Below are 26,156 nucleotides of genomic sequence, written 5' to 3'. Positions count from 1 at the left end.
GCATGCAACTGAATTCCACCGAAATCAGCGAACTGATCAAGCAGCGCATTGCTCAGTTCAATGTGGTGAGCGAAGCTCACAATGAAGGTACTATTGTTTCCGTCAGTGACGGAATCATCCGCGTCCACGGTCTGGCTGACGTGATGCAGGGGGAGATGATCTCTCTGCCGGGTAACCGTTATGCGATCGCACTGAACCTGGAGCGAGACTCCGTTGGTGCGGTAGTCATGGGGCCGTATGCGGATCTGGCTGAAGGCATGAAAGTAAAATGCACCGGCCGTATTCTTGAAGTTCCGGTTGGCCGAGGCCTGCTGGGTCGCGTGGTCAACACGCTGGGCGCACCGATTGACGGTAAAGGCGCACTGGATCACGACGGTTTCTCTGCGGTTGAAGCGATTGCGCCTGGCGTTATCGAACGTCAGTCCGTTGATGAGCCGGTACAAACGGGCTATAAGTCCGTTGATGCCATGATTCCAATCGGCCGTGGTCAGCGTGAGCTGATTATCGGTGACCGTCAGACGGGTAAAACCGCGCTGGCCATCGATGCCATCATCAACCAGCGTGATTCCGGTATCAAATGTGTGTACGTTGCTATCGGCCAGAAAGCCTCCACGATTTCTAACGTGGTGCGTAAACTGGAAGAGCATGGCGCACTGGAAAACACTATTGTCGTCGTCGCTACTGCATCTGAATCTGCCGCTCTGCAATATCTGGCACCGTATGCCGGTTGTGCGATGGGTGAGTATTTCCGTGACCGTGGTGAAGATGCGCTGATTATTTATGATGACCTGTCCAAACAGGCCGTTGCTTATCGTCAGATTTCTCTGCTGCTTCGTCGTCCGCCAGGTCGTGAAGCCTATCCTGGTGACGTTTTCTATCTCCACTCCCGTTTGTTGGAACGTGCATCGCGTGTTAACGCGGATTACGTTGAAGCATTCACCAAGGGTGAAGTGAAGGGGAAAACCGGTTCGTTGACGGCACTGCCGATCATCGAAACGCAAGCAGGTGACGTTTCTGCGTTCGTTCCGACTAACGTAATTTCGATTACTGATGGTCAGATCTTCCTGGAATCCAACTTGTTTAACGCCGGTATTCGTCCTGCAGTTAACCCAGGGATCTCCGTATCCCGTGTGGGTGGTGCAGCACAGACCAAGATCATGAAGAAACTGTCCGGTGGTATTCGTACCGCTCTGGCGCAGTATCGTGAGTTGGCGGCATTTTCTCAGTTCGCTTCCGATCTTGATGATGCAACACGCAAGCAGTTGAGCCACGGTCAGAAAGTGACCGAGCTGTTGAAACAGAAACAGTATGCGCCGATGTCTGTCGCACAGCAGTCTCTGGTTCTGTTTGCGGCGGAACGTGGTTATCTGGAAGATGTTGACCTGTCAAAAGTCGGTAGCTTTGAAGCGGCTCTGCTGGCTTACGCTGACCGTGAGCATGGCGAACTTCTGCAACAAATCGACCAGACTGGCGCTTATAACGATGAGATCGAGGGCAAGTTTAAAGGCATCCTCGATACTTTTAAGGCAACCCAGTCCTGGTAACGCCCGGTGGCCTGCTGTAAAGCAGGCCGCAAGGCTTTGAGGAGAAGCAAAGATGGCCGGCGCAAAAGAGATACGTAGTAAGATCGCAAGCGTCCAAAATACGCAGAAGATCACCAAAGCAATGGAAATGGTCGCCGCTTCTAAAATGCGTAAATCGCAGGAGCGTATGGCGGCCAGCCGTCCTTATGCGGAAACCATACGCAATGTGATTGGTCACCTTGCGTTAGGGAATCTGGAATATAAACACCCGTACCTGGAAGAACGTGGCGTTAAGCGCGTTGGGTATTTGGTGGTGTCTACTGACCGTGGCTTGTGTGGTGGTTTGAACATTAACCTGTTCAAAAAACTGCTGGCTGATATGAAATCCTGGAGCGACAAAGGCGTTGAAACTGATTTAGCGCTGATTGGTTCCAAAGCGGCTTCTTTCTTCGGTTCGGTAGGCGGAAACATTGTTGCTCAGGTTACCGGTATGGGGGATAACCCTTCCGTATCAGAATTGATCGGCCCGGTTAAAGTTATGCTGCAAGCCTATGACGAAGGTCGTCTGGACAAGCTGTATATCGTAAGCAACAAGTTTATCAATACCATGTCTCAGGAACCGCTTATTGTTCAAGTGTTACCGTTACCGCCTTCAGATGACAGTGAGTTGAAGAAGAAAGCCTGGGATTACCTGTATGAACCCGATCCTAAGTCGCTGCTGGATACCCTGCTGCGCCGTTATGTAGAATCTCAGGTTTATCAGGGCGTCGTAGAAAATCTGGCTAGTGAGCAGGCCGCGCGAATGGTTGCGATGAAAGCCGCGACCGATAACGGCGGTAGCCTGATCAAAGAGCTTCAGTTGGTATACAACAAGGCGCGTCAGGCCAGCATTACTCAGGAACTCACCGAAATCGTCGGGGGAGCCTCCGCGGTTTAAAGCAGGTTTACGAATTACGTATTGTCGAATTACGTAGAGGATTCAAGATGGCTACTGGAAAGATTATCCAGGTAATCGGCGCCGTGGTGGACGTCGAGTTCCCGCAAGATGCCGTACCGAAGGTGTACGATGCGCTTGAGGTAGAGAACGGCGCTGAGAAACTGGTGCTGGAAGTGCAGCAGCAGTTGGGCGGCGGCATTGTTCGTTGTATCGCAATGGGTTCTTCTGACGGTCTGCGTCGCGGGTTGAACGTGAATAACCTGGGCCACCCGATCGAAGTACCGGTAGGCAAAGCAACGCTGGGTCGTATCATGAACGTATTGGGTGATCCCATCGACATGAAAGGCGACATCGGCGAAGAAGAGCGTTGGGCTATTCACCGTTCAGCTCCGAGCTATGAAGAGCTGTCAAACTCACAGGAACTGCTGGAAACCGGCATCAAGGTTATCGACCTGATGTGTCCGTTTGCCAAGGGCGGTAAAGTGGGTCTGTTCGGTGGTGCGGGCGTAGGTAAAACCGTAAACATGATGGAGCTGATCCGTAACATCGCGATCGAGCACTCCGGTTACTCTGTGTTTGCAGGCGTTGGTGAGCGTACCCGTGAAGGTAACGACTTCTACCACGAAATGACCGATTCCAACGTAATCGATAAAGTATCACTGGTTTATGGCCAGATGAATGAGCCACCAGGTAACCGTCTGCGCGTAGCATTGACCGGTCTGACCATGGCGGAAAAATTCCGTGATGAAGGCCGTGATGTACTGCTGTTCGTCGATAACATTTACCGTTATACCTTGGCCGGTACGGAAGTATCCGCACTGCTGGGTCGAATGCCTTCTGCGGTAGGTTATCAGCCGACGCTGGCGGAAGAGATGGGCGTTCTGCAAGAACGTATCACCTCAACCAAAACCGGTTCTATCACCTCTGTTCAGGCCGTTTACGTTCCTGCGGATGACTTGACTGACCCGTCACCAGCCACCACCTTTGCTCACTTGGATGCAACCGTGGTACTGAGCCGTCAGATTGCTTCTCTGGGTATCTACCCGGCCGTTGACCCGCTGGATTCGACAAGCCGTCAGTTGGATCCGCTGGTTGTTGGTCAGGAACACTATGATGTTGCCCGTGGCGTGCAGTCTATTCTGCAACGCTATCAGGAACTGAAAGACATCATCGCGATTCTGGGTATGGACGAGCTGTCTGAAGAAGACAAGCTGGTGGTATCCCGTGCGCGTAAGATTCAGCGCTTCCTGTCACAGCCGTTCTTCGTTGCAGAAGTATTTACCGGTTCTCCGGGCAAATACGTCTCCCTGAAAGACACCATTCGTGGCTTTAAAGGGATTATGGAAGGCGAATACGACCACCTGCCAGAGCAGGCGTTCTACATGGTTGGTTCCATTGACGAAGTCGTGGAAAAAGCCAAGAAACTGTAACGCCTTGTAGGAGGGTGACATGGCTATGACTTACCATCTGGATGTCGTGAGTGCGGAACAGCAAATGTTCTCCGGTCTGGTGCAGAAGATCCAGGTAACGGGGAGCGAAGGCGAACTGGGTATTTATCCGGGACATGCCCCTCTGCTCACTGCCATTAAACCGGGTATGATTCGTATCGTTAAGCAGCACGGTGAAGAAGAGTATATCTACCTTTCTGGTGGCGTCCTTGAGGTGCAACCGAATATGGTTACCGTACTGTCCGATACCGCTATTCGTGGACAGGATTTGGATGAAGCTCGCGCGTTGGAAGCGAAACGCAAAGCCGAAGACCATATCCGTAATTCGCATGGCGATGTGGATTATGCTCAGGCTTCCGCAGAGCTGACTAAAGCGATTGCGAAGCTGCGTGTTATCGAGCTGACCAGAAAAGCGATGTAACAGATAAGCTTGAAATAATTGAAGGCCAGTCAGTTCACACTGACTGGCCTTTTTGCATTTAAGGTGATGTTATTCTGCGTCGAAACGATGCTAAACAATCTACGAATCTTAGGTCGCTAGCAAAGGGAGCCGAGCGGGGTAATGGATAGATCGTAAAGACGCTGTGAATACCTCCCTGTACGCTCGAGCCGCGCAATATGAATCTCATCCCTGAGATTCACCCTTTCAGGGTCGTCGCAAGCGACGTTCAAAAACGTTCCTGACGTTTTTGTCCATGGCGCGGACGCTTTACTCTTCTATTCCATTATCCCCGTTTTCGTTCTACAAACCCGTTTTTTCAATAGCCTGAAAATATCTTATTTCTTCCTCAGGAAGTCGCCAAGTACCAGATTGCCTTTGGCATCTCGCGTAAACGTCTCTGGGACGGTAACGGATATGAAGTTGTTTACTGTGATTTCTTTACCCTGCGCGTTAACAGAACGGTCGCCTTTGATGAAATAGTTGGTGTTATCGATGCTGCCGACAACCGCATCATCATATTTACCCGCTTTGGTTTTCAGCGAAACGTTGTTCTTGAAGACGCCTTGTTTTTCCGGGCCAGAGTAAGGGCTTGGACGGAAAATGAAGTTAAAGCGCTCGTTATCTAACGCGATGTTGTCTTCAACGATCAGTGCGCCAGGGTTGAAGTTGTCAGTGAAACCATCAAGTTTATTACCTACAGCAATGCTGTTTTTGACCTGATGCGCCACTGGCTGGCCTTCACCACCCATTTTGAAGCCGTTGCTGGTGTTGTTCATGGCAATTGAATTCTCGATCACCACAACGCCATTTGCGCCGTCTTCAATTTTGTTAAACAGATCGAAGCCATCATCGATGTTGTTGTGCGAGAATGCACCGCGAATCACGTTGCCTTCACCCACACGCATTTTCACCGCAAAACCGTCGGCGTTAATTTTGCCTGGGTCCTGGTTGCTGTGAGATTCTGAGTTCAGAATCAGGTTATGACTGGCCCACAGTGGTCTGCCTACATCGGCCGTCGAGGTTACCTGAATACCAGTATCGTCAGCATGGTGCGCCAGCACGCGTTCGATGGTGTTGTAGCTCCCCTCGATACGGAATGGTTTCTCTGTGATTTCAATACCTTTTACATGCCAATGACTCGCTTTCAGTTGCAGGCCATGAATGACGGCTTTATTGCCGACAGCAAACAGGTTCTTGACGGTTTTTTGCTGACCGCTAGCGCTAACGGGGATTTCTGCCGCGCTGTAATCACCATCGTTGAGCCAAATTGTTCCACCAGCTGGCAGAGCGGCGACGGCGCTGGCTAAATCGAGCGGTGCATTTTTACTGCCGTCGTTGCTGGCTGAACCTTGTGGCGAAACATACAGATTTTTGGCGTCTGCATAAGCCACTTTTTCAACCTTGAACGTGCTTTCTTTTACTGCTTTATCATCCCCTTCCGCAGGTTGGTAAGCGAGTTTGAATTCAGCACTGTTACCGGCAATTTTTGCTGGCAGAGAGAAGGTTTCCCCCGCTTTTACCTGCTTGGCATCACCCAGAGATTTACCCTCTTGTGAAACCGCGATCGTGCCGTTGTAGTTAGCTTTAGCCTGTACGAGATAATGTTCGCTGGTGGTTTTAGGCGATGACATCACCTGGATCAAAGGATCGTAATCCTTGGCTTTAAATTCCGGTGAAGCTTTGGTTTGCGCCGGTGTCGTCGTCAACTGTGCATTGCTGACGGTGATTTTGGCGTTACGGGAGGAAAAGAAACCAACGTAATAGTGATCTTTATCCAACTTGGTGACGACATCTGCACCTTTGATTTCTTTTGATACCCAGTTATCCGTGCCTTTCGGTGCATAAGAGGTAATGAAGCCGTCGTTGGTGCGTTCCAATTTCAGACGGAACGTAGGCGTTTGCTCCAGATTGACGTTTTCCTGATAGCTGGTTTTGGTAATTTTCGCGCCCGCGTTGCCCCACGGTTGTGTGACGCCGTTACGCAAAATAGCCTGTAGTTTGATTTCGGTATGAGACTTTTTATCCTGCGTCATGATGGCGTTCATCACCATGTTGGATGCCGCAGGGAATTCTTCATATCCTTCTTTCAGCGGTTCCTGACGCGGTATGCCAATAATATCGCGCACCAGAATCCCCGCCCCTTCCTGAGCAGCAGGTTTGGCGCCATTTTCCGGTCCAAACTGTTCCACGGTAATATCAGATTGAAGCGTAAAATTCACATTGGCAGGCAACTGTGTATAGAAGAACGTCAGCCCGTCATGGGTGTTGGCAATTTTTCCGCCACGACTCTCAATCGTGATTGGTGCGGACAAATCAGCGTTATCCCCCGGGGTTAGTTTCTTGCCGTTAATGGTGACGTCGTTTACGCCAATTTTTTCTGGCAGGACATTGGATGAAAAGTTTACGTCTGTTGACTGACCAAAAGCGATACCGTGCCAGACGGGTGTTGATTCTGTCGCGGCGTGTGCACTGAAGCTGAAAAGTAATGCATTCGTCAACGCGACGGCAGCGAGGCGTGAAGAACGGTGTTTCTGTAAAGAATCACATTTTTGTGAAGAACAACGTTTCATTGTATCTCCTTCGTTATTGAATTATTTTCCCGCGTATATTGCTATAAATGAAACGCTGTTTCTTTTGCGTATGTCACAAATGGAAATACTTAAAAATAAAGTCTGTTTTTTATGAAACACCGTGTCATTTCTGTTGTTGGCGATGGTATAGCGCTCACCTCCTCTTCTCATGATTATTCGTGGTTTTGTGCGAGATTTTCAGAAAAAACTCACCAAAAAGTATCCGCGTTATGCATGAGTTTCGGTAAACTCTGGTCATTCATGCCGTAACAGGCTACCCATTTTTATTCTTGCGGGGTTGTGGCTCCGTACAGTCAGGATGCTTATGTTAAATAGTGCTATGAGTGTGGTGATCCTCGCGGCAGGTAAAGGAACCCGTATGTATTCCGACCTCCCCAAGGTATTACATAAACTGGCGGGTAAACCGATGGTTCAGCACGTCATTGATGCGGCAATGACGACAGGCGCGCAGCATGTTCATCTGGTATACGGCCACGGCGGCGATTTGCTAAAGCATGAACTGACCGATCCGGCGTTGAATTGGGTGCTTCAGGCGGAGCAGTTGGGAACTGGGCATGCGATGCAGCAAGCCGCACCTCATTTTGCTGATGATGAAGATATATTGATGTTGTATGGCGATGTACCGCTGATTTCGTCGCAGACGCTAGTACATTTACGTGAGGCTAAGCCGCAGGGCGGTATCGGCCTGTTGACGGTGAAGCTGGACGATCCAGCAGGCTATGGACGAATTGTCCGTGAGAAGGGTGCCGTAGTCGGGATCGTTGAACACAAAGATGCCAGCGAAGCACAGCGCCAGATTAACGAGATCAATACTGGCATTTTGATTGCCAACGGTAAGGATTTAAAGCGCTGGTTAAGCCAGTTGAACAACAACAACGCACAGGGTGAGTTTTACATCACCGATATTATTGCGATGGCGTCGGCAGAAGGTCAGCGTGTTGAAGCGGTCCATCCCAAGCGGCTGAGCGAAGTTGAGGGCGTCAATAATCGCCTGCAACTGTCGGCGCTTGAGCGAATTTATCAGCGTGAACAGGCGGATAAGTTGCTGCTGGCTGGCGTGATGCTGCTTGACCCGGCTCGATTTGATCTGCGTGGCGAGCTGACTCATGGTCGCGATGTGGTGATTGATGTCAATGTGGTCGTGGAAGGGAATGTTAAGCTAGGTAACCGGGTGAAAATTGGTGCTGGCTGCGTGATCAAAAACTGCATTATTGGCGATGACAGTGAGATCAGTCCTTATTCTGTGCTGGAAGATTCTGTATTGGAAGCACAGTGTACCGTTGGGCCATTTGCCCGTTTGCGACCAGGCTCGGAACTGGCTGAAGGTGCGCATGTTGGTAACTTTGTCGAACTGAAAAAGGCGCGTCTGGGTAAAGGATCAAAAGCGGGTCACCTTAGCTATTTGGGTGATGCGGATATTGGTTCCGGTGTTAATATTGGCGCGGGAACGATCACCTGTAACTATGACGGCGCGAATAAACACAAAACGGTTATTGGTGACGATGTGTTTGTCGGTTCGGATACGCAACTTGTCGCACCCGTTAACGTTGCCAGCGGCGCGACTATCGGCGCAGGCACGACGGTCACGCGCGATGTGGCAGAGAACGAACTGGTGATCAGCCGTGTGAAACAACGGCACATTTCCGGCTGGCAGCGTCCGGTGAAGAAGAAATAGCATTCTATGCCTTCGCATACGGCGGAGGCGGTTTTGTCCTGCGCTTTGGCCTATTCCAGAGCACAGAACAAAACATAATAATCCCCAACTCTCTACAAGGCTCGGGGAACCCGGAAAAACCGGAACAATCAGGTCTAAGACATCCCAGGTGACACAATATGTCACTTTTATAGGAATACACATCGATGTGTGGAATTGTAGGCGCAGTTGCGCAACGTGATGTTGCTGAGATTTTGTTGGAAGGTTTACGCCGTCTTGAGTATCGCGGCTATGACTCTGCGGGTCTGGCAGTTGTTGACAGCGAAGGACATGTCGCTCGTTTGCGTCGTCTGGGGAAAGTGCAGGTGCTGTCTCAGGCAGCCGAAGAGCATGAACTGCATGGCGGTACTGGCATCGCCCATACCCGTTGGGCAACGCACGGGGAACCTTCTGAAGAGAACGCACACCCGCATATTTCTGAACATATTACTATCGTCCATAACGGCATTATCGAAAACCACGAGCCGTTGCGCGAACTGATGATCGGTCGCGGTTATCGTTTTGTTTCTGAAACCGATACGGAAGTGGTTGCCCATTTGGTTCATTTTGAACAAAAGCAGAATGGCGGAACGCTGGTAGAAGTCGTTAAGCGCGTGATTCCACAGCTGCGCGGTGCGTATGGCATGGTGGTATTGGATAACCGCGATTCAAGCGTATTGGTCGCTGCGCGTTCTGGTAGCCCGCTGGTGATTGGTCGTGGTGTTGGTGAAAACTTCATTGCCTCCGATCAGCTGGCGTTACTGCCTGTGACTCGTCGCTTCATGTTCCTCGAAGAAGGCGACGTAGCGGAAATCACCCGCCGTGACGTGCGCGTGTTTGATAAATCTGGTCAGCTTGCCACACGCGAAGAAATTGAATCAAAGGTGAGTTACGATGCGGGCGACAAAGGTGCGTATCGTCACTACATGCAGAAAGAGATCTACGAACAGCCGATGGCGATCAAGAACACCCTTGAAGGGCGTTTCAGCCACGGCGAGATCAATCTTTCTGAATTAGGCCCGAAAGCGGATGAACTGCTGGCGAAGGTCGAGCACGTTCAGATTATCGCCTGCGGTACGTCTTACAATTCCGGTATGGTTTCCCGCTATTGGTTTGAAGCACTGGCCGGTATCCCGTGCGACGTGGAGATCGCTTCTGAATTCCGCTATCGCAAACCTGCCGTGCGTAAGAACAGCCTGATGATTACCCTGTCTCAGTCCGGTGAAACGGCGGATACGCTGGCGGCGCTGCGTTTGTCCAAAGAACTGGGCTATCTGGGTTCACTGGCTATCTGTAACGTTGCGGGCTCCTCGCTGGTGCGTGAATCCGATATGGCGTTGATGACCAAAGCAGGCGTAGAGATTGGCGTGGCCTCGACCAAAGCCTTCACCACTCAGCTTACCGTTTTGCTGATGCTGGTGGCGCGTGTTGGTCGTCTGCGTGGTATGGATGCGCAGATTGAGCATGACATCGTTCATGGCTTGCAGGCGCTGCCAGCACGTATTGAGCAGATGTTGTCTCAGGACAAGCTCATCGAATCTCTGGCGGAAGGTTTTTCTGACAAGCACCATGCGCTGTTCCTCGGCCGTGGCGATCAGTACCCGATCGCGATGGAAGGCGCGCTGAAGCTGAAAGAGATCTCTTATATTCACGCTGAAGCTTATGCGGCGGGCGAGCTGAAACACGGCCCGCTTGCGTTGATTGATGCAGACATGCCGGTTGTCGTAGTGGCACCGAACAACGAACTGTTGGAGAAGCTTAAATCCAACATCGAAGAAGTTCGGGCGCGCGGTGGTGAGTTGTATGTCTTCGCTGATGAAGATGCCGGTTTCACCAGCAGCGAAAATATGAAGATTATTCCGCTGCCGCATATCGAAGAAGTGATTGCGCCAATCTTCTATACGGTGCCGTTGCAGCTGCTGTCTTATCACGTCGCACTGATTAAAGGCACGGATGTTGACCAACCGCGTAATCTGGCGAAATCCGTTACCGTAGAGTAATTCTCCGGTATTTTATTCGTGATGATTATCCGCCTTATGTCGATAAACATAAGGCGGATTTTTTATGTGTTTGATTTTTTTGTTTTTTAACTTGATATGTTTTCTTCGAAAAAACGTATTTTGTGTAATAAGTCACAATTCCTTGGTTTATGGTTTTTTTGTCAAGTTATATCTATTTTGTGTAAAATAGTTTTAATGGTGCATTAGTTTTACATCTTGCATCAGAAACGAATTCTTTTTAGCAGTGATGTTTTTGTTTGATAGGGATTTTATGAAAAAACAGATTATTTTCGCCGCTTTAGTCTCTGTTCTTATGCTGATGACTGGTTGTGCTGAGCGTACGGTTCCGGTAGCGAATGTGACACAGTCCATCGCTGGGCAACACACAACCGAACAGGTAAAAAATGCCATTATTAAAGCAGGGCAAAAAAGTCAGTGGGCCATGTCTCAGGCCTATGTGGGGGTGATTGATGGTCGTTTAGTTCAGCGCAGCCATGTGGCAAATGTCCGCATTACCTATTCGCAAACCAGTTATTCCATCAGTTATGTTGGGAGTGAGAATTTGTTGGCGGGAGGTGGGAAGATTCACCGAAATTATAATAATTGGATAAAAACACTGGATCATGAAATTCAATTAACACTCGCGGGCCAGCAGATTAAATAATTTATTAGGCCCGATTACCCCTAGGTAATTCGGTCATTTTTATCTTTGTTCGTTTTAAGGGAAAACACCGTGTGCTCATCTCTAAAAAGCAATAATGAATGCTCGAAATATCCATTATCGCTTTGATATCACAGCGCTATACGGCACCGGGAAGAAGGCAGTATGAGATTAGCATTTTCAATCCTTGATTGGCAGGCCAGCGCGCCGGGCCTCAGCAGCGCGGACGATTGGTTAAATTGGTCGCGGGTTCCTGCTGCTATCAATGCCGAGCAACCTTTGGATAAATGTCGACATTTACCCATGATGATGGCTCGTCGCCTCAATCAAGGGAGCCGTTTGGCTGTCGATAGTGGGTTAGCGTTACTGCATCGTCAATCGGTTGATGCCATTGTATTCACTTCTCGCCACGGCGAACTGGAACGCAACCTGAGTATCTTGAAAGCGCTTTCAGAAAATAAGAATGTTTCACCTACTGATTTTGCGATGTCAGTACACAATGCGGCAGTAGGAAGCCTGACTATTACGGCGAAAGTGCCGCTGGTTTCCACATCGATTGCCGCAGGGATGGACTCTTTCCAGCAAGGCCTTATCGAAGCGAAGGCATTACAGGCTGCGGGATACAGCAATATTCTCTTGGTTGATTTTGATGGTGCGATCCCTGATTTCTACCACCCACACGTCCCGGCAGACATGCCTCGTTATCCTTACGCCGTCGCCCTATTGCTAGGGGATGGCGATGACATGGTTTGTGAGTCTCGACCGCTGGTGGCCTCTCACCGCGGTGATTCACCACAAAGTCTGTTGTTTTTGCATGCTTTTCTTGCCAGAAAGTCGAATTTTTCCTTATCAGGCGAACGCCTTGACTGGATATGGGAGAGAGGTGATGTCTGAGTCATCGCTGGCTCTTCGTCCTTCTACTCGTCTGAATCGTTTATGGCGATTGACGATGACTGGCGCATGTTTTGCTATGTTTGGCGTTGGCGGTTTACTGCTTTCTCTGGTGTGGTTCAATCTGTTGCTGATTCAGCGGGATACCACTCGCCGCCGTCAGTTGGCTCGTCGCAGCATTTCCGCCAGCTTCCGATTTTTTTTATGCAGTGCCCGCAGGCTCGGGGTGCTGGATTACCGTATTGATGGTATCGAAACCTTACAGCGCGATCGCGGCTGTTTGATTGTTGCCAATCATCCGACACTAATTGACTATGTTTTGCTGGCATCCGTCATGCCAGATGCCGACTGTCTGATTAAGGCTGATTTACAGAAAAACCTGTTTTTCCGCGGCGTTATTCGGGCCGCAGATTATCTGCTCAACAGCCAGTCTGATGCGCTATTACCGGATTGTCAGCAACGGATCGATAACGGTGATGCGATCATTATCTTCCCCGAAGGCACACGCACGCGTTATGGAGAACCTCTTGTTCTGCAACGCGGTGCTGCAAATATTGCCGTGCGTTGCGGCTGTGATTTACGGGTCGTGCATATTCGCTGTAGCCAAAAAACATTGGGAAAACAAAGTCGTTGGTATCACATTCCGCCTGAAAAACCGTATTTTACGGTGACTGTGCGCGAACGTATCAGCCGCGACATTTTTATGGCGCCTGGAGAGGCGCGATCCTTGGCGGCTCGCCGTTTGAATCGCCTTTTGCAGCAATCTTTAACACCAGAAAGCTGAACACCATTTGGAAATACATATGGAAAGTCTATTTATTGAAATCAAAGAGATGATTATTGATTCTCTTAATCTTGAAGATATCAGTGTTGATGAAATAGAAACGGACGCTCCGCTTTTTGGCGAGGGTCTTGGTCTGGATTCTATCGATGCACTTGAGCTGGGATTAGCGGTTAAAAACCGTTACGGCGTCGTACTTTCTGCTGAAAGTGAAGAGGTGCGCCAACACTTTTTTTCTGTTGCCACCCTTGCTACTTTTATTAACACTCAGCGCGCTGTGAGTGCCTGATAGTAAAAAATGAGTTGATGATGGATAAAAACGAAATTTATCAGGAGATTACAGGCTTACTGGTCAAGTTATTTGAACTGGATGCTGATGATATCAAACCTGAATCCCGCCTCTATGAAGATCTTGAGTTAGATAGCATTGATGCGGTGGATATGGTGGTTCACCTGCAAAAACGCATCGGGCGTAAAATATCGCCAGAAATTTTTAAATCCGTGCGTACCGTGCAGGATGTGGCGGATGCAGTAGAAAATCTGCTCCGTGAAGGCTGATGAGTCTGCCAAGTGATGCGTGTGCTGATAAGTAGTCTGAACATCTTAATGACGCTCGCTTGGCCTTTTCTGGCCTGGTTTAGCATCACGCACCCTGAGCATCGCTGGCTACTTGCGGTATTGGCGCTAATGTTTGTTCTGCGTTTCGCTACGTTGCGTGATGAGAACCGTTTATTTGCCAACAATGTATTTAAAGGGACTGCGCTGTGGCTGGCTGCGATGGGGATTGCACTTTCCGTTGCCAGTTTATTACTGCGCGATGGTGGCTGGCTGCTGTGGTATCCCGTTGCGGTAAATAGCGTCATGTTGATGCTTTTTGGTGGCTCGCTTTATAGCGGCATGCCGCTTGTAGAGCGTCTTGCCCGACTTCGGGAACCTGAACTCCCCGAACAGGCGATTTCCTATACGCGTCGTGTGACGAAAGTCTGGTGTTGGTTTTTTATTTTTAACGGCAGTATCGCCGTGCTGACCTGTCTTGTCGGCAATCTTCATTGGTGGACGTTATGGAACGGCGTGATCAGCTATGTGCTTATGGGATTGTTGATGGGGGGAGAGTGGTTGATACGCCAGCGTCTGAGGAAGCGCGTATGAACGGGTTCACTGTCCGCGCCGTCAATGACTGGCTGTCGGAGAATGATGCCCCTCAGCGCATTGTTGCCAGTAATGGTTCCAGTACGTTCACGTTGAGCATGCTGAAAGCGCAGGTGATTGCGCTTTGTCAGCAGCTAAGCCTGCGGCATGAGATGCGTTGGGCGCTGTGTTTTGAAGACAGCTACCGCTTCACGATCGGGCTTTTGGCTGCTTTGCATGCGGGAAAAACGCCTGTCATTCCTGGTCATTGCCGCCAATCAGTATTAGAAGAACAGGCAGATGAGTTTGATGGGTTATTGACGGATGTGTCGCTGCATCTGGATTGCCCGGTATTTACCCTAACGGCTGAGACGGTGGACGTCTCTGAGGCCGAGTTACCTCCCATGCCGGATGATGCCTGTGTTGTCTTGTTCACATCAGGATCTACCGGGAAGCCACGTCAGATTGTTAAACCTGTGCGCTGTCTGGATGAAGAGTCGCGTTGGCTGGCGGATCGTTGGGGTGTGCATTTGCAAGGTTGTGATGTGATCGCTTCCGTCACCCACCAGCATTTATATGGGCTGACGTTTCGCATTTGGTTACCGATGGCGCTGGGGTTGCGCTTTGATAGCCGCCAACTGCTTTATACCGAACAGCTTACTTCACAAAATCGCCAGCAGCGTTACGCGTTTATTAGTAGCCCGGCATTCTTACGCCGCATCGATCGTGCGCTTTCTGCTCCTTTATGTTCGTTGATCGTCTCCGCGGGAGGAACATTACCTTGGGTGCATGCCGAAGCGGCAGCGGAGTGGTTTACGCACCCTATCAATGAAATATACGGCAGTACAGAAACGGGCGTTTTAGCATGGCGATCGCGCGAGACCGATACCGTGCCGTGGCAATTATTTCCCGGTGTGTCACTACGGCGTGATGACCAAGATAACTGGTGGGCGCAGTCGGCGCTGATTCCCAATGCTCAGGGACACAAGCTGGATGACCGATTGGTGTTTGATGACGGCGGCCATTTTCAACTGTGCGGCAGACATGACCGAGTGGTGAAGATCGAAGATAAGCGCATCTCGCTAAGCGAGATAGAACGGCGTTTACTCGATCTGCCCGATATTGCCGATGTGGTCGCGCTTCAGGTGACGCGCCCAGAGCGTAGCGGGATTGGCGTGGTGCTGGTGTTGCGCACCCCTGACAAGCTCGCTGACTTACCAAATTTGAAACGCCAATGGCGGCATGAATTGCAAAAATGGCTGGAGCCGTTAGCGATGCCGCGTTTTTGGCGCGTCGTCGACGTTATTCCCCACAATAGCCAGAGTAAACGTGCCTGGCCGCAGATACAGGAATTGTTTCATGTTGCCCGTTGAGCTTGTCCGGCACGATGTAAAAAAGACGGATGAAACGTCTCAGGTTGAATTGATGCTACAGGTTGACCCTGACCTGTTCTGGTTCAATGGTCACTTTGCGGGGCAGCCGCTGCTGCCCGGTGTGGCACAGCTGGATTGGGTCATGCATTACGCGACGACGATGCTGGCGCAAGGGTGGACGTTCTTGTCTATTGAAAACATTAAATTCCAGCAGCCGATTTTGCCCGGAAAAACGCTGCGTCTGGTGCTGACATGGCACGCCGGAAGGCAATCGCTGACGTTTAGCTACAGCATTCTGGAGGGCGATACTGAGCGCACAGCCAGCAGCGGAAAAATAAAGCTCACGCCGATTAGGGAAGACAGTCCATGTCAGTAAATGGCGTATTCTCGCCCTGCGTGGTGATCCCCTGTTATAACCACGGTGCCATGATGGCATCGGTGCTGGCACGCTTGGCACCGTTAGCGCTTCCTGTTTTTATTGTTGATGATGGCAGTGATGCGGCAACGCAGCATGTTCTCAATCTGCTGGCAGCGGAAAATGACGGTGTGACGTTGATTCGGTTGGCGCACAACAGCGGGAAAGGTGCCGCGGTGATGCGCGGTATTGAAGCCGTCGCGCAGGCAGGGTTTAGCCATGCCTTACAGGTTGATGCCGACGGGCAGCATCAGATTGAAGATGCGCCGCTTTTGTTGGATGAGGCAAAAACGCACCCAGATTGCCTGATTTCCGGTCGACCGCGTTACGATGACTCGGTGCCTAAATCACGCCTTTACGGGCGTTATGTCACCCACGTTTGGGTCTGGATTGAAACGCTATCCCTCTCCATCAAGGACAGCATGTGCGGTTTCCGTGTCTATCCGGTTGCGGCCACGGTATCTCTTCTCTCTCGGAAGTCTCTTGGTCGCCGTATGGATTTCGATACGGAAATTATGGTGCGATTGTACTGGGCGGGAACGTCCAGTCGCTTTATTGAAACGGCAGTGACGTATCCAGAAAACGGCCTGTCTCATTTTGATGCGTTACACGACAATCTGCGGATTTCCTGGATGCATACCCGCTTATTTTTCGGCATGCTTCCACGTATTCCCGTGTTACTCATGCGGCAGCGTCAGCAGCACTGGGCTGGCGTGTCGGAACGCAAGGGTTTGCTCGGTATGCGGTTTATGCTGGCGGTCTATCAACGGTTAGGTCGCGGGGTGTTTACGCTGTTTCTCTGGCCTGTTATCGCGTTTTACTGGCTGACAGGCCGCACTGCACGCAAGGCGTCTCAGTCATGGCTGCGGCAAATTGGGGAGTATGCGCATCAGCAAGATATCCTGCTGCCCAAACCGCTCAACAGCTATCACCATTTTCTCCGTTTTGGTCAGGCGATGCTGGATAAAATCGCCAGCTGGCGTGGCGATCTACACTGGGGCCGCGATATTGATTTTGCTCCCGGTGCACAAGAAGCCATTGAGCACGGCAGGCAAAAAGGGCAGTTGATTCTGGCCTCGCACCTTGGCGATATCGAGGTATGCCGGGCGCTGGCACCACAGGTGAGTGGGCTGGTGATTAACGCACTGGTGTTTACTGAAAACTCCCAGCGTTTTAAACAGGTGCTGGAAGAGATCGCGCCGCAGGCCGGTGTGAATCTTATCCCTGTCAGCAACATTGGGCCGGATACCGCAATTATGCTGCAACAAAAGCTGGATGCCGGTGAATGGGTCGCGATTGTCGGCGATCGCACGGCGGTGCATCGTCAGCGCGGCGGTGTTCGGCGTGTGGTGTGGAGCCCGTTTTTGGGAAAAGAAGCGCCTTTTCCTCAAGGGCCTTTTGTACTGGCCGCGGCGCTACGTTGCCCCGTATTACTGATGTTTGTTATCCGCGAGCAGAAAAAGCTGCGTGTCTACTGCGAACCCTTTGCCGATAGCATTACGTTGCCGCGTCCAACCCGACAGCAGGCCTTACAGCAGGTTGTCGATCGCTATGCCGAACGGCTGGCGCACTATGCGCTGAAATCCCCACTCGACTGGTTTAATTTTTTTGATTTCTGGAGTCTGCCTGATGATGACGGCCGAACTGCTGGGAAAAAGGAGTCATAGTGCTAAACGATCCCCGCTTAAGCCATGAAGTTGAACTCACCGTGTCTTTCCATGACTGCGATCCGATGGGCGTGGTGTGGCACGGTAACTATTTTCGTTTTTTTGAAGTCGCGCGCGAGGCGTTGCTCAGCAAATTTAACTATGGCTATCGCGAAATGCAGGCATCTGGCTATGTCTGGCCTGTGGTGGATACACGGGTGAAATACCGTGCGGCGCTGACTTACGAACAACGTATACGCATTCGCGCCACTATCGAAGAAGTCGAGAACCGTTTGCGCATCGCTTACCTGATTTTCGATGCTGAAAGCGGCCAACGCACGACGACTGGTTATACGATTCAGGTCGCGGTACAGGAAGGATGTCGTGAACTGAGTTTTGTTTCTCCCTCTATTTTATTTGAGCGCCTTGGAGTGACGCCATGATACGACTGATTGTCGGAGTTTTTGTGTTGTTGAGCAGTGTGGCGCAGGCCGTTACGCTTGATGATTTACAACAGCAATTCAGTAGCCAGCCGGTTGTACGTGCCGATTTCACCCAACTGCGTGAAATAAAAGGCATGGCGAAGCCGCTTAAATCTGGCGGGCAACTGCTGATCGCGCAGGATAAAGGGCTGTGGTGGCATCAGGCTGCGCCGTTTCCGCTGACGATGGTGTTGGACGAGACGCGTATGGTTCAGGTGATGAACGGGCAAGCGCCGCAGATTGTCACGGCGGAAAGCAACCCGCAGATGTTTCAGTTTAACCACCTGCTACGTGCTTTGTTTCAGGCCGATCGCCACGTATTAGAGCAGAATTTTTCCATCAATTTTACCGATCTCGGTAAGCAGCAGTGGCGGCTGGTGCTGACGCCAAAAACGTCGCCGTTAGATAAATTGTTCAACACGATTACGCTGAACGGCGGTGCGTTTCTTGACGGCATTGAACTGGATGACCGCCAGGGCGACATGACCAGAATTACGCTGAGCAATCAGCGGATCGAACCCCAGATGTTAAGCGATGATGAGCTACAGCGTTTCGTTTTCTGACGGTATCCGTCGCGCGGCGCTGGTTTGGGTTGGCTGCTGTGTCGTGTTGATCGCGGCGCTGGCGCTGTTGCTGCCGAAGTCGCAGATCAACAGTAGCGTATTGGCACTGTTACCCAAGCAATCGATGGGCGCACTTCCCCCTGAGCTACAGCAAGGCTTTATGCAGCGCCTCGATCGGCAGATGGTGTGGCTGGTGACGCCGGGCAAGCAGGCGGAACCCGCTGTAGCGGACTGGTGGCTGAAACACCTGCGTGCGCTTCCCGATCTACAACAGGTCAACGGCCCGATTGATGCCGAGCAGCAGCAGCGGTGGGGAAAATTCGTTTTTGAACATCGCAATGGTCTGGTCGATCCCACCACGCGTGCGCGGCTGGAAAATGGCGGCGTAGCGCAGGCTGATTGGGTACTGGCACAGCTTTATTCCGCGTTTGCTGGCGTAAGCGGCAAGGAGTTGAATCACGATCCCTTAATGCTGGTGCGTGGATCACAACTGGCGTTGCAGCAAAATGCCAGCCAACTGGGGCTGTCACAAGGCTGGCTAACGGCAAAAGATGCGCAAGGTCGTATCTGGTATTTTCTGCACGGTGAGCTCAGCGGTGGTTCCTTCGACATGGCGCGTAACCAACAATTGGTTGATAAGCTGGGTATCCTTGAGCGCGATCTCAAGGCCGCATACCCCGACGCCGAGGTATTAACACGCGGGACGGTATTGTTCAGTAACTATGCCAGCCAACAGGCTAAAAAGGATGTTTCGACCCTTGGTGTCGCCACCGTGGCTGGCGTACTGCTGCTGATCTTCTTTGTCTTTCGTTCACCGCGACCGCTGCTGTTATGTGGATTATCGGTGGGTATCGGTGCGCTAGCAGGTACCGTCTTCACCCTGCTGCTATTCGGTGAGCTGCATTTGATGACGCTGGTGATGAGCCTCAGCATCGTCGGTATTTCAGCGGATTATACACTCTATTATTTGACCGAAAGGATGGTTCACGGCGGTCATGTTTCCGCAATGGAAAGCCTGAAAAAGGTGCTTCCAGCCCTTTTGCTCGCGCTGGGCACCGCTGTGGTAGCCTACCTGATCATGGCACTGGCACCGTTCCCCGGCTTACAGCAGTTGGCGGTGTTCGCTGCAACCGGGCTGACGGCCTCCTGTCTGACCGTGGTGTGCTGGTATCCTTTTCTGGTTAAAGGGCTACCCGTTAGACCGGTTCCCGCGATGGTGTTGATGGGGCGCTGGCTGGCTGCATGGCGGCGTCAGCGCGTCGTGCGTGTGGGGATTCCACTGGCGCTACTGGTGCTTTCTATCGTGGGGCTGCTGCGGCTGGAGGTTAATGATGATATTTCCCAGCTACAGGCGCTGCCGCAGGATTTGATGCAACAAGAGCGGCAGTTGACGGCGCTAACAGGTCAGAGCGCCGATCAAACCTGGTTCGTCGTCTACGGCGACAGCGCGGAGGAGACATTGCTGCGTCTGGAACAGCTCGCCCCGAAACTGAGTGACGCGCAGCAACAGGCGTGGTTAAAGCAGTATCGGTTACTGCCGCTTTCTTCGCAGGCCCAGCAACAGCGTGATAGCCAGCTTATTGCTTCGGCAGCAGCAACGGTGATCGGGCGTCTTAATGACACGGGTGTTGATGTTGCCATGCCGGATATACAGCCTATGCCAGTAACGCCAGAACGCTGGCTGAATAGCCCAATAAGTGAAGGATGGCGGTTGCTGTGGCTGACGTTACCTAATGGGAAAAGTGGTGTTCTGGTTCCGGTAAGCGGCGTGAGCAATAGCGCTGCGCTGGGACAGATGGCCAAAACGCTGCCGGGCGTGGAGTGGATCGACAGAAAAGCAACCTTCGACACGCTGTTCGGTTTCTATCGCGCCATGCTGGGATGGTTGCTGACGGCAGCATTGGCAGTGATTGCGCTGAGTTACGTTATTCGTCTTGGGCTACGTCGTGGAGTCGTCAATGTGGTGCCGTCGGTGTTGTCGCTAGGCAGCGGTTTGGCGGTTCTGGCGTTAAGTGGTCATTCGCTGAACCTGTTCTCATTACTCGCGTTGGTTCTGGTTCTGGGTATTGGCATCAATTACACGCTATTTTTCAGCAACCCGCGTGGTACGCCGATGACTTCGCTACTGGCGGTGACGCTGGCGATGTGCGTCGCGCTGTTGACGCTGGGTATGTTGGTTTTCAGCAGCACTCAGGCCATCAGCAGCTTCGGGATTGTGCTTTGTAGCGGTATTTTTACCGCCTTTTTGCTAGCGCCTCTGGCGTTGCCTGATTCAAAAGGGAAACGGAAATGACATTATTGCGACGCGGGCTTCTGCTCATTGGTGTGCTGGTATTGAGCGGTTGTGCCAGCAAGCAGCATGATGACAACCGTCCACAGGCGTGGCTCAAACCGGGTGTGAAAGTGACGCTACCCGCACCCGCGATTACCCCGTCGGTCAACGAACAGCAGCTGTTGACGGGGACCTTTGACGGTAAGCAGCAATCGCTGTTGGTGATGTTGAATGCCGATGATAAGCAACTGTCGCTGGTTGGGCTTTCCTCTATCGGTATTCGTCTGTTTAAGGTCACCTACGATGCTCAGGGTATTCATTCTGAGCAGTCCATTGTCTTGCCTCAGTTGCCGCCAGCCAGTCAGGTACTGGCGGATATCATGTTGAGCCACTGGCCGATTGCGGTGTGGCAGACGCAGTTGCCAGCGGGTTGGTCGCTGAAAGATAGCGGTGATAAGAGACAGTTGCGTGACAATCGCGGCACGCTGATTACTGAAATTCGCTATATGACGCGGAATAACCAGCGCGTGCCGATCAGCGTTCAGCAATTCGTCTTTGGTTATCACATCGTGATTCAACATCTGGATAGCTAGCATGATTTACATTAACGCCGTTGGTGCGCTGAATGCGCTGGGCAATAATTTGGATGAGATTGCCGACAACCTTGCCAGCGGCCATGCGCCGGGCATGCGTCCAGACTCTGGATGGTTATTGCATGATAAGCCCTGTTGGACCGGGAATGTTGATGCGGAATTACCGACCATTCCGGTGGAGTTAGCTGCGCATAACAGCCGTAATAACCAGTTATTGCTGGCCGCACTGGAGCAAATTCGGGCCCAAGTGGACGCGGCTATCGCGCAGTTTGGCCCTGACCGCGTCGCGGTGGTTCTGGGAACCAGTACTTCAGGGTTGGATGAAGCCGACCGCTATGTCAGCGAACATCTTTCCACTTATCACTATGCGCAGCAGGAACTTGGCGATCCTTCCCAGTTTTTGGCGGCCTATCTGGCGTTAAATGGGCCAGCTTACACCCTATCAACTGCCTGCTCTTCCAGCGCCAGAGCGCTGATCAGCGGTAAACGATTGATCGATGCCGGGCTGGTGGATGTGGCTATCGTTGGCGGCGCAGATACGCTGAGTCGTATGCCGCTGAATGGCTTCGATAGCCTTGAATCACTCTCTTCAACGCGTTGCCAACCGTTTAGTGAAGAACGTAATGGCATCACGATCGGTGAAGGCGTTGCGCTGATGTTGATCGGAAAACAGCCCGATCGTGTGGCGGTTTTGGGCTTAGGTGAGTCGTCCGATGCTCACCATATGTCAGCGCCGCACCCGGAAGGTGAAGGGGCGATTCGCGCAATGAATATGGCATTGTCACAAGCCGGATTGCAGCCTGAGGATGTGGGTTATATCAATTTACACGGTACTGCCACACGTCTGAACGATCAGATTGAGGCTAATGTGGTTCACGCCGTTTTTGGCGATCGCGTGCCCTGTAGCTCAACCAAACACCTCACCGGCCATACGCTGGGTGCCGCCGGTATTAGTGAGGCCGTGCTCTGCTGGTTACTTTTGACGCGTGATCTTCCTTTGCCAGCGCAGGATTTCTCACACAGTCGCCCCGATGCGTCACTGCCATTATGCGGCTTGCTCCGTGAGTCTGCGCCGCTTGCCCGCTCGGTGATTCTGTCTAATTCCTTTGCGTTTGGCGGTAATAATACGTGTCTGATTTTGGGGAAGAATCATGAGTGAGTATCTGGCTGCGGCAGATTATCTGCCCCATTCAGCCCCGATGGTGCTGGTGGACGAGGTGATCCATGTTGATGATGAACACGCGCACTGTCGTGTGGCGGTCAGCCGCGAGGGGATTTTGGCACCGTTTCTGAATGCACAGGGACATCTGCCAGCCTGGTTTGGTATCGAAATTATTGCTCAAACGATCGGAGTCTGGTCTGGCTGGCACGGGCGTCAGAGCCTCGGGTTGCAAGAGAAGCCGCGTCCCGGCATGCTGCTCGGCGGGCGGGGTTATCACTGCCAACAGGCTATTTTCCCTGCCGGATCCCTGCTTGATGTGACCGTTACGCTGGTGATGCGTGACGAAAAAATTGGTAGCTTTGAGGGTGAAATAGCGATTGATGGAGAGAAGTATGCCTCTGGTCGGTTGAACACCTATCAACCCGACGATCGTGAGTTAAACATACTTTTAGAACAGGGAAAGCCATTATGACAACCGGAAAAACTATTATTAAAACCGGAAAAATAAGCATGACGCGTTCTGTGTTAGTGACCGGTGCCAGCAAAGGGATCGGTCGAGCGATTGCACGGCGTCTGGCGGCGGATGGTTTTATCGTGGTTGTGCATTATCACCGGGATGAAAATGGGGCAAAGGAAACCTTACGCCAGATTTCGGATCAAAACGGCTTCGGTCGTATTGTGAGCTTCGATATTGCCGATCGAGAAACGTGTCGTACCGTTATTGAACAGGATATTGAGGCGAACGGTGCCTACTATGGCGTGGTCAGTAATGCCGGTATCACCTGTGACGGCGCCTTTCCCGCCCTCGACGAGCAGGCTTGGGATAGCGTGATTCACACCAATCTCGATAGCTTTTATAACGTGATCCATCCCTGTGTGATGCCGATGATCGGCTTGCGTAAAGGCGGACGAATTATCACGTTGTCTTCTGTTTCCGGGATTATGGGGAATCGGGGGCAGGTCAACTACAGCGCAGCGAAAGCGGGCATTATCGGCGCAACGAAAGCGTTGGCTATTGAATTGGCAAAGCGAAAAATCACCGTAAACTGCATCGCACCCGGCTTGATTGATACTGGCATGATTCAAATGGAGCCGGTCGCCGTTGAAGAAGCAATGAAGATGATCCCGATGAAACGCATGGGGCAGGCGGAAGAAGTCGCAGGGCTGGCGAGTTATCTTATGTCCGATATCGCGAGTTATGTCACGCGTCAGGTCATTTCTATTAATGGAGGGATGCTGTGATGCGTCGCGTGGTGGTAACGGGAATGGGCGGGGTTACCGCATTCGGTGAATCTTGGGAAAACGTCTCTGACGGTTTGCGCGCAGGGCACAATGCTATACGTAAGATGCCCGAATGGCAGGTTTATGATGGCCTGAATACGCAGTTGGGTTCGCCGATTGATAACTTCAGTCTGCCAGAGCACTACACGCGTAAACGCATCCGCTCGATGGGGCGCGTGTCCCTGATGGCAACTCGAGCCACCGAATTGGCGCTGGAAAAGGCAGGGTTGATTGGTCATCCGGTGCTGACGAATGGAGAAACCGGCATTGCTTACGGTTCTTCAACGGGGAGCACGGGGCCGGTGAGCGAATTCGCCACCATGCTGACAGAAAAGCACACCAATAATATTACCGGTACGACCTATGTGCAGATGATGCCGCATACTACGGCGGTGAATGCCTGTCTGTTTTTTGGGCTGCGCGGCCGTGTGATTCCGACGTCCAGTGCCTGTACATCGGGGAGTCAGGCGATTGGCTATGCTTGGGAAGCAATACGCCATGGCTATCAGACGGTAATGGTTGCTGGCGGTGCGGAAGAGCTGTGTCCATCGGAGGCAGCCGTGTTTGATACGCTGTTTGCCACCAGCCAACGCAACGATGCGCCAGAGACTACGCCGTCTCCTTTTGACGCCAGCCGCGACGGTTTGGTTATCGGCGAAGGGGCTGGTACGTTAGTGCTGGAAGAGCTTGAACATGCATTGGCGCGTGGGGCGACGATCTATGCTGAACTGGTTGGGTTTTACACCAACTGTGATGCGGCACATATCACGCAGCCCCAGCGTGAAACCATGCAGATTTGTATTGAAGGATCGCTGCGCTGTGCAGGGTTGCAGCCCAGTGATGTGGGTTATATCAGCGCCCATGGTACAGCAACCGATCGGGGTGACGTCGCGGAGAGTCTGGCAACCGCCGCTGTGTTCGGTAAATCCACACCGATTTCGTCGCTAAAAAGCTATTTCGGTCACACGCTGGGTGCCTGTGGTGCGCTTGAAGCGTGGATGAGTATCGAGATGATGCGTGAAGGCTGGTTTGCACCGACGCTTAATTTACGGCAACCTGCGGAAGACTGCGGCGAATTGGACTACATCATGGGTGAGCCACGCCATATTGAGACTGATTACATTCAGTCTAATAACTTCGCCTTTGGCGGCATCAATACGTCGCTGATTTTCCGCCGTTGGCAATAATGGATTGAGAGTACCCACATTTGCTCTCTGGCATCGCTAAGGGGGCGGGATTATATGATTGATTAACAACGGCTGGGGCCACAGGCTCAGCTGTTAGGATGAACGGAAAATATGTCCTTTACGTTGGCGTCGATTGCACCAGATAGTGAAAATTCCGGCTAGCGCTACCACGGATGCCCCCATCAGGGTGGCATATCCCGGTAGGTTATCGAGGAATAAATAACCGATCACCATCGACCACACCAGCGTGGTGTAATCGAACGGTGCCAATAGCGACGCATCTGCATAGCGCAGGCTGAGGGTAACTAAAATTTGTGCTATCCCACCAAACAGGCCGCAGCCTATGAGTAACAGCCACTGCCAGCCATGTGGCATTTTCCAGCCAAATACCAGCGTAAACAGCCCAATCAGCGTCGTCATCAGGGAAAAATAAAAGACAATAGCTCCGGGTGATTCCACGCCATTTAAAAAACGGATTTGTATATTCGACGTGGCCGCGCAGGCGGCGGCAAGTAGGGCAAATGTGGCACCGAGTGCGGTACCATCCAGCGCAAAGCCAGATGAAAATAGCCCGTTGCTAATGGTTAACTTAGCGGAAAGCATAATTAGAATGCCGCAGAAGCCAACTATCACTGCTAGCCAACGGGAAAAGTGAACATTTTCTTTTAATAAAATAGCCGCCATTAATACGGTAAATAGCGGTGCGGCATAACTAATGGCTGTCGCGTCTGCCAGCGAAATATAGACCAGTGCCAGATAATTAAAATACATACCGCCAGTGCCGGAAAAACCGCGAATTAGGTGACCGAAAATATTTTTAGTTTTTATCCGTTGCCGGATGTTGCCCTGAATTTTCAGCCAAATCAGAAGCGGAAATAATGCGACAAAAGATCGGAAAAAAATGACCTCACCGGTAGGGATCGCACCGTTTAGTCCTTTAACACAGGCCAGCATTAGCGTGGCGCACAGTGCTGAGAGGATTTTCAGCGACACCCCGAGTCTGGCATTCATGGCATTACCCTATTAGTTACGTACGTAGACCGCACAACCTTATTACGGCCATCATGCGTCCGATAAGATAATTTTG

The 26,156-nt window shown here is 51.6% G+C and carries 25 protein-coding genes; 23 read left to right on the top strand and 2 right to left on the bottom strand.

The window, feature by feature from the left end:
* Window positions 1-2 precede the first annotated feature (2 nt).
* The 4 genes from atpA to GZ59_RS22150 are packed head-to-tail and all read left to right on the top strand — an operon-like array spanning window position 3 to window position 4,329.
* A complete protein-coding gene (atpA, locus tag GZ59_RS22165; protein WP_011095968.1) occupies window positions 3-1,544 on the top strand; it encodes a F0F1 ATP synthase subunit alpha in 1,542 nt (513 codons plus the stop codon).
* Between the two features lie 52 nt (window positions 1,545-1,596).
* Window positions 1,597-2,460 carry a F0F1 ATP synthase subunit gamma gene (gene atpG, locus GZ59_RS22160; RefSeq protein ID WP_011095967.1) on the top strand — a complete coding sequence of 288 codons (864 nt, stop codon included), beginning with the start codon at window positions 1,597-1,599 and terminating at the stop codon, window positions 2,458-2,460.
* 47 nt (window positions 2,461-2,507) lie between these two features.
* On the top strand, window positions 2,508-3,890 hold the full coding sequence (atpD, locus tag GZ59_RS22155) for a F0F1 ATP synthase subunit beta (protein ID WP_011095966.1): 1,383 nt from the start codon (window positions 2,508-2,510) through the stop codon (window positions 3,888-3,890).
* A gap of 19 nt (window positions 3,891-3,909) precedes the next feature.
* A complete protein-coding gene (locus GZ59_RS22150; RefSeq protein ID WP_005976558.1) occupies window positions 3,910-4,329 on the top strand; it encodes a F0F1 ATP synthase subunit epsilon in 420 nt (139 codons plus the stop codon).
* Between the two features lie 356 nt (window positions 4,330-4,685).
* Here the strand turns inward: GZ59_RS22150 and pelX are convergent, their stop codons facing one another.
* Entirely contained in the window at window positions 4,686-6,920 is a 2,235-nt protein-coding gene (pelX, locus tag GZ59_RS22145) for a pectate disaccharide-lyase PelX (protein ID WP_039294587.1), read from the bottom strand.
* 325 nt (window positions 6,921-7,245) lie between these two features.
* Here pelX and glmU point away from each other — a divergent pair, with 325 nt between their 5' ends.
* The 19 genes from glmU to GZ59_RS22050 all read left to right on the top strand — a co-directional run bounded on the left by glmU (window position 7,246) and on the right by GZ59_RS22050 (window position 25,069).
* Window positions 7,246-8,616 carry a bifunctional UDP-N-acetylglucosamine diphosphorylase/glucosamine-1-phosphate N-acetyltransferase GlmU gene (glmU, locus tag GZ59_RS22140; protein ID WP_039294584.1) on the top strand — a complete coding sequence of 457 codons (1,371 nt, stop codon included), beginning with the start codon at window positions 7,246-7,248 and terminating at the stop codon, window positions 8,614-8,616.
* A gap of 185 nt (window positions 8,617-8,801) precedes the next feature.
* Entirely contained in the window at window positions 8,802-10,634 is a 1,833-nt protein-coding gene (gene glmS, locus GZ59_RS22135) for a glutamine--fructose-6-phosphate transaminase (isomerizing) (RefSeq protein WP_011095963.1), read from the top strand.
* 271 nt (window positions 10,635-10,905) lie between these two features.
* A complete protein-coding gene (locus tag GZ59_RS22130; protein WP_011095962.1) occupies window positions 10,906-11,298 on the top strand; it encodes a hypothetical protein in 393 nt (130 codons plus the stop codon).
* A 162-nt stretch (window positions 11,299-11,460) separates the two neighbouring features.
* Window positions 11,461-12,189: a beta-ketoacyl synthase chain length factor gene (locus GZ59_RS22125; RefSeq protein ID WP_039294579.1), complete on the top strand. Its 729-nt coding sequence runs from the start codon at window positions 11,461-11,463 to the stop codon at window positions 12,187-12,189.
* Window positions 12,182-12,970 (top strand): lysophospholipid acyltransferase family protein, encoded by a 789-nt coding sequence (locus tag GZ59_RS22120; protein ID WP_039294576.1) that lies wholly within the window; start codon window positions 12,182-12,184, stop codon window positions 12,968-12,970. The genes GZ59_RS22125 and GZ59_RS22120 overlap by 8 nt, the downstream gene beginning before the upstream one ends.
* A 7-nt stretch (window positions 12,971-12,977) precedes the next feature.
* Window positions 12,978-13,256 carry a phosphopantetheine-binding protein gene (locus tag GZ59_RS22115; protein WP_308460546.1) on the top strand — a complete coding sequence of 93 codons (279 nt, stop codon included), beginning with the start codon at window positions 12,978-12,980 and terminating at the stop codon, window positions 13,254-13,256.
* A gap of 20 nt (window positions 13,257-13,276) precedes the next feature.
* The gene (locus tag GZ59_RS22110; RefSeq protein ID WP_039294572.1) at window positions 13,277-13,525 is read left to right on the top strand and encodes an acyl carrier protein; all 249 of its coding nucleotides are present in this window, start codon (window positions 13,277-13,279) and stop codon (window positions 13,523-13,525) included.
* Between the two features lie 15 nt (window positions 13,526-13,540).
* Window positions 13,541-14,116, top strand: a complete 576-nt coding sequence (locus GZ59_RS22105; RefSeq protein WP_181023464.1) for a COG4648 family protein — start codon at window positions 13,541-13,543, stop codon at window positions 14,114-14,116.
* On the top strand, window positions 14,113-15,468 hold the full coding sequence (locus GZ59_RS22100) for an AMP-binding protein (RefSeq protein WP_039294566.1): 1,356 nt from the start codon (window positions 14,113-14,115) through the stop codon (window positions 15,466-15,468). The genes GZ59_RS22105 and GZ59_RS22100 overlap by 4 nt, the downstream gene beginning before the upstream one ends.
* The gene (locus GZ59_RS22095) at window positions 15,455-15,844 is read left to right on the top strand and encodes a 3-hydroxyacyl-ACP dehydratase FabZ family protein (protein WP_039294563.1); all 390 of its coding nucleotides are present in this window, start codon (window positions 15,455-15,457) and stop codon (window positions 15,842-15,844) included. Before GZ59_RS22100 ends, GZ59_RS22095 begins: the two co-directional genes overlap by 14 nt.
* Window positions 15,835-17,550, top strand: coding sequence for a glycosyltransferase family 2 protein (locus tag GZ59_RS22090; protein ID WP_039294560.1), 1,716 nt, complete (start codon window positions 15,835-15,837; stop codon window positions 17,548-17,550). Before GZ59_RS22095 ends, GZ59_RS22090 begins: the two co-directional genes overlap by 10 nt.
* On the top strand, window positions 17,550-17,972 hold the full coding sequence (locus GZ59_RS22085; protein WP_011095953.1) for an acyl-CoA thioesterase: 423 nt from the start codon (window positions 17,550-17,552) through the stop codon (window positions 17,970-17,972). The genes GZ59_RS22090 and GZ59_RS22085 overlap by 1 nt, the downstream gene beginning before the upstream one ends.
* A complete protein-coding gene (locus GZ59_RS22080; RefSeq protein ID WP_039294556.1) occupies window positions 17,969-18,574 on the top strand; it encodes a LolA family protein in 606 nt (201 codons plus the stop codon). The genes GZ59_RS22085 and GZ59_RS22080 overlap by 4 nt, the downstream gene beginning before the upstream one ends.
* The gene (locus tag GZ59_RS22075) at window positions 18,546-20,867 is read left to right on the top strand and encodes an MMPL family transporter (RefSeq protein WP_039294553.1); all 2,322 of its coding nucleotides are present in this window, start codon (window positions 18,546-18,548) and stop codon (window positions 20,865-20,867) included. Before GZ59_RS22080 ends, GZ59_RS22075 begins: the two co-directional genes overlap by 29 nt.
* Window positions 20,864-21,439: a DUF3261 domain-containing protein gene (locus GZ59_RS22070; protein ID WP_039294550.1), complete on the top strand. Its 576-nt coding sequence runs from the start codon at window positions 20,864-20,866 to the stop codon at window positions 21,437-21,439. Before GZ59_RS22075 ends, GZ59_RS22070 begins: the two co-directional genes overlap by 4 nt.
* A 1-nt stretch (window position 21,440) precedes the next feature.
* Entirely contained in the window at window positions 21,441-22,598 is a 1,158-nt protein-coding gene (locus tag GZ59_RS22065; protein ID WP_039294547.1) for a beta-ketoacyl-[acyl-carrier-protein] synthase family protein, read from the top strand.
* Window positions 22,591-23,073 carry a hotdog family protein gene (locus GZ59_RS22060; protein WP_039294544.1) on the top strand — a complete coding sequence of 161 codons (483 nt, stop codon included), beginning with the start codon at window positions 22,591-22,593 and terminating at the stop codon, window positions 23,071-23,073. Before GZ59_RS22065 ends, GZ59_RS22060 begins: the two co-directional genes overlap by 8 nt.
* 38 nt (window positions 23,074-23,111) lie before the next feature.
* Window positions 23,112-23,843: a 3-ketoacyl-ACP reductase FabG2 gene (locus tag GZ59_RS22055; protein ID WP_039295361.1), complete on the top strand. Its 732-nt coding sequence runs from the start codon at window positions 23,112-23,114 to the stop codon at window positions 23,841-23,843.
* Window positions 23,843-25,069, top strand: a complete 1,227-nt coding sequence (locus GZ59_RS22050; RefSeq protein WP_039294542.1) for a beta-ketoacyl-ACP synthase — start codon at window positions 23,843-23,845, stop codon at window positions 25,067-25,069. The genes GZ59_RS22055 and GZ59_RS22050 overlap by 1 nt, the downstream gene beginning before the upstream one ends.
* A 93-nt stretch (window positions 25,070-25,162) precedes the next feature.
* On the opposite strand, the gene GZ59_RS22045 is transcribed toward GZ59_RS22050, so the two are convergent.
* A complete protein-coding gene (locus GZ59_RS22045; protein WP_039294538.1) occupies window positions 25,163-26,080 on the bottom strand; it encodes a DMT family transporter in 918 nt (305 codons plus the stop codon).
* Window positions 26,081-26,156: the final 76 nt, after the last annotated feature.

This window comes from Pectobacterium atrosepticum (genome assembly GCF_000740965.1).
GTDB classification, from domain to species: domain Bacteria; phylum Pseudomonadota; class Gammaproteobacteria; order Enterobacterales; family Enterobacteriaceae; genus Pectobacterium; species Pectobacterium atrosepticum.
This window is presented reverse-complemented; position numbering and strand designations above follow the sequence as displayed.

Excerpts from the sequence above, each read along its gene's own strand:
- atpA (WP_011095968.1), top strand. The coding sequence starts at position 3 with ATGCAACTGAATTCCACCGAAATCAGCGAACTGATCAAGCAGCGCATT.
- atpG (WP_011095967.1), top strand. The coding sequence starts at position 1,597 with ATGGCCGGCGCAAAAGAGATACGTAGTAAGATCGCAAGCGTCCAAAAT.
- atpD (WP_011095966.1), top strand. The coding sequence starts at position 2,508 with ATGGCTACTGGAAAGATTATCCAGGTAATCGGCGCCGTGGTGGACGTC.
- GZ59_RS22150 (WP_005976558.1), top strand. The coding sequence starts at position 3,910 with ATGGCTATGACTTACCATCTGGATGTCGTGAGTGCGGAACAGCAAATG.
- pelX (WP_039294587.1), bottom strand. The coding sequence starts at position 6,920 with ATGAAACGTTGTTCTTCACAAAAATGTGATTCTTTACAGAAACACCGT.
- glmU (WP_039294584.1), top strand. The coding sequence starts at position 7,246 with ATGTTAAATAGTGCTATGAGTGTGGTGATCCTCGCGGCAGGTAAAGGA.
- glmS (WP_011095963.1), top strand. The coding sequence starts at position 8,802 with ATGTGTGGAATTGTAGGCGCAGTTGCGCAACGTGATGTTGCTGAGATT.
- GZ59_RS22130 (WP_011095962.1), top strand. The coding sequence starts at position 10,906 with ATGAAAAAACAGATTATTTTCGCCGCTTTAGTCTCTGTTCTTATGCTG.
- GZ59_RS22125 (WP_039294579.1), top strand. The coding sequence starts at position 11,461 with ATGAGATTAGCATTTTCAATCCTTGATTGGCAGGCCAGCGCGCCGGGC.
- GZ59_RS22120 (WP_039294576.1), top strand. The coding sequence starts at position 12,182 with ATGTCTGAGTCATCGCTGGCTCTTCGTCCTTCTACTCGTCTGAATCGT.
- GZ59_RS22110 (WP_039294572.1), top strand. The coding sequence starts at position 13,277 with ATGGATAAAAACGAAATTTATCAGGAGATTACAGGCTTACTGGTCAAG.
- GZ59_RS22105 (WP_181023464.1), top strand. The coding sequence starts at position 13,541 with ATGCGTGTGCTGATAAGTAGTCTGAACATCTTAATGACGCTCGCTTGG.
- GZ59_RS22100 (WP_039294566.1), top strand. The coding sequence starts at position 14,113 with ATGAACGGGTTCACTGTCCGCGCCGTCAATGACTGGCTGTCGGAGAAT.
- GZ59_RS22095 (WP_039294563.1), top strand. The coding sequence starts at position 15,455 with ATGTTGCCCGTTGAGCTTGTCCGGCACGATGTAAAAAAGACGGATGAA.
- GZ59_RS22090 (WP_039294560.1), top strand. The coding sequence starts at position 15,835 with ATGTCAGTAAATGGCGTATTCTCGCCCTGCGTGGTGATCCCCTGTTAT.
- GZ59_RS22080 (WP_039294556.1), top strand. The coding sequence starts at position 17,969 with ATGATACGACTGATTGTCGGAGTTTTTGTGTTGTTGAGCAGTGTGGCG.
- GZ59_RS22075 (WP_039294553.1), top strand. The coding sequence starts at position 18,546 with ATGATGAGCTACAGCGTTTCGTTTTCTGACGGTATCCGTCGCGCGGCG.
- GZ59_RS22070 (WP_039294550.1), top strand. The coding sequence starts at position 20,864 with ATGACATTATTGCGACGCGGGCTTCTGCTCATTGGTGTGCTGGTATTG.
- GZ59_RS22065 (WP_039294547.1), top strand. The coding sequence starts at position 21,441 with ATGATTTACATTAACGCCGTTGGTGCGCTGAATGCGCTGGGCAATAAT.
- GZ59_RS22060 (WP_039294544.1), top strand. The coding sequence starts at position 22,591 with ATGAGTGAGTATCTGGCTGCGGCAGATTATCTGCCCCATTCAGCCCCG.
- GZ59_RS22055 (WP_039295361.1), top strand. The coding sequence starts at position 23,112 with ATGACGCGTTCTGTGTTAGTGACCGGTGCCAGCAAAGGGATCGGTCGA.
- GZ59_RS22050 (WP_039294542.1), top strand. The coding sequence starts at position 23,843 with ATGCGTCGCGTGGTGGTAACGGGAATGGGCGGGGTTACCGCATTCGGT.
- GZ59_RS22045 (WP_039294538.1), bottom strand. The coding sequence starts at position 26,080 with ATGAATGCCAGACTCGGGGTGTCGCTGAAAATCCTCTCAGCACTGTGC.